Here is a 2,482-nt window from a genome sequence, read left to right on the forward strand (position 1 = left end):
ATAGGTTAACGCGTCGCGTTAGCAACCCACGAATACCAGCATGATCACCGTCGAAATTACTTGCTTCATCTGATGCGTTGACGCTTCCCTAACGGGAAGAATGTTAATTAAAAAGAAAGGCTCTGGCCGAGGTTCCGGCAGGATTTTGTGCGGGCCTCTTGACGTGGGGAGTCATACCAACGCTTTTATAAACGGCGCGCGTCTTTTTGCGCGTCCAGTGCAGGCCACGTGTTTTTGTGGCCGGAACGATGTTTGATAAACTTGTTAGTTGTCATTTTGCCCCAAAGCTCTCTAGTACTGGATAGTAATATTCTGCGACTACCAGCCCAGAAAAAATACACGCAAGCAGAACCCAGACATGCCATTCACGAACCCAGCTACCCTGTGCTTTTAACTCGACCAATTCTTCTTCGTTTTCACCGACAGAGGCAAGAGACATGAAAAGTTGTATACCCATAATACCAATGAGTATATGAATATAGGGCGTACCGAAAAACCAAGAAATTCCGTAGACCAAAACACACAAAATACTAAGTATTATTGCTACTCGTTTCATATCCCTACTTACAACTAACGCCTTGCACAGCGGAAACTGTAGTGTAGTGGCTTTGTGCAACAATGAGCGAAGCGAATGCACAAAGCCGCGGAGCGGAGGTTTTCCGACTGGTGCAACTTGTTAGATGCATACTGGACTAATGTGCACTGGTTTTTGAAAGCAAGTTGAGAACAACAACGCCACCAACGATTAAACCCATGCCAACATACCCCCAAAGGTCAAGTTTTTGCCCGTGCATGAACCATGCGATTAGAGTTACTAAAACTATGCCAAGCCCTGACCAAACTGCATATGCAATACCAACAGGGATTGATTTCAGAGTAAGTGAAAGTAAATAGAAAGCAGCGCCATAGCCAATAATAACAAGCAGCGATGGGGCGATTTTAGTAAAACCTTCACTAGACTTAAGACTGGATGTTGCAATTACTTCACAAATAATAGCAGCGGATAAGAATAACCAGTTTTTCACAGTTTTCTCCAATGTATATATTTTTCGAAAGATTAAACTAACCCTTTAAAAATGAACAGTCTTGTTCTTTTGGAGAGGCTGTGAGCACATGGGGCATCTAACGCCCAGCTAAACGGAGGAGTAACAATGGCGGCATTTTTGGAACAAAAATGATGCGATTGTTACGGAGTCCGTTTGAGCTGTTGGTTATGTGCATTTTTTCTTTGTTACTTTGATGTCAGTATAAGTATTCATGCAGCTAATACGCTGTTCAGTTTCACTTAGCTCTATTGAAGGCGGAATATCAAAGTGCAATCGTAAAGCTTCGAAGTTGATATCCTTGACCAAGTGACAAAAGTATCCCGTTCTGTTTACACCCCAAATATATTCGTTGGCAGACTTATTTCCTGAGCTAAGCAAAAACTCTACAACGAGGTTAAGATGGCTATAATCAGGTTCTCCTTTCTTAGGATACTCCAATATTTTTACTTTGCTCATTGCAAGAATTCCATTCATTAATACACATAACGCCGCCAGCAACGGCGAGCGAAGCGAGTCCAGCCCACGGCCCTTTGTGGGCGACGTTGGCTGGCCTGGTTATATTTTTCTTTCAATGATGAACCCTGACTCGTCACCACAATGAATATAAATTTCACCGTCACCTTGTAAAGGAGTAGGAAATTCAATTTTACCCCGACCACAAAGGTCATCACCCTCGCAAGTGCCTTGCCAGCTAAACTCAAGATAAGGTGTTCGGTGAGATACCCTAACATCGAGCCACCCTTTTACAGCACCAAAAACGAACTGGCCTAATCCATCTTCAGTAAACTCAAAATAACCGGGTTCATCGAGGTCAACGTAGTCTTGAGGCCAAGTTGTCATTGACTTAATTTTCCATCGGCCTACAAAATCGTGCACTGAATTCTCCCTGAAATATAACGCCGCCATTTGCGGGATGAGTTTTATGGCGACGTTTATGCGTTTCTTTGCATAAACGGTGACAGAAAACGAAGATCCGAAAGATGGCCTGGTTATATGATTTTTGCTTTTAGTCTTTTGACCTTATGCTCTTAATTTATTGTTAAGAACTCAGAAACGACGCAATAAACCATACAATAATTTTTATTTTGTTTATCTGATTTTGACCACGATAAACCCTAAATTCTTACCTGAACTGTCAACGAAACCACCCATCAAAGTGACCCGATTACGCTGAGCAAAAAACTAATTTTTAGAACACTGAACCTTGATGATAACCTGACTTTATAAGAAGGCCATCTTTGCACAAAACTAAGAAAACCGCGTACAAGTGTTTGGTACTTTTGCGCATATAACGCCGCAATTTGCGCGACGGAGTGGAATGGCGGCTTGTTTGCGTGTTTTTGCAAACAAGGTGACAGCCCACGAAGTTCCGCAAGATTACTTGGTTATATGCCTACTGCTTGTAGGGGCTGAATATGATTTTCTGGCCGTTTTGC

4 protein-coding genes are annotated in these 2,482 nt (G+C 42.5%); all 4 read right to left on the reverse strand.

Going from position 1 to position 2,482, the window contains the following annotated elements; genetic code table 11:
- Positions 1 to 271: 271 nt before the first annotated feature.
- Positions 272 to 556 carry a hypothetical protein gene (locus A3757_RS18235; RefSeq protein WP_068553828.1) on the reverse strand — a complete coding sequence of 95 codons (285 nt, stop codon included), beginning with the start codon at positions 554 to 556 and terminating at the stop codon, positions 272 to 274.
- A gap of 136 nt (positions 557 to 692) precedes the next feature.
- Complete coding sequence (locus A3757_RS18240; RefSeq protein ID WP_068553830.1) at positions 693 to 1,025, reverse strand: Qac family quaternary ammonium compound efflux SMR transporter; 333 nt, start codon at positions 1,023 to 1,025, stop codon at positions 693 to 695.
- Positions 1,026 to 1,211: 186 nt separating this feature from the next.
- On the reverse strand, positions 1,212 to 1,502 hold the full coding sequence (locus A3757_RS18245) for a hypothetical protein (protein WP_068511499.1): 291 nt from the start codon (positions 1,500 to 1,502) through the stop codon (positions 1,212 to 1,214).
- A gap of 99 nt (positions 1,503 to 1,601) precedes the next feature.
- Positions 1,602 to 1,922, reverse strand: a complete 321-nt coding sequence (locus A3757_RS18250) for a hypothetical protein (protein ID WP_068552933.1) — start codon at positions 1,920 to 1,922, stop codon at positions 1,602 to 1,604.
- Between the last annotated feature and the right edge of the window lie 560 nt (positions 1,923 to 2,482).

The sequence above is a fragment of the Oleiphilus sp. HI0117 genome, assembly GCF_001635235.1.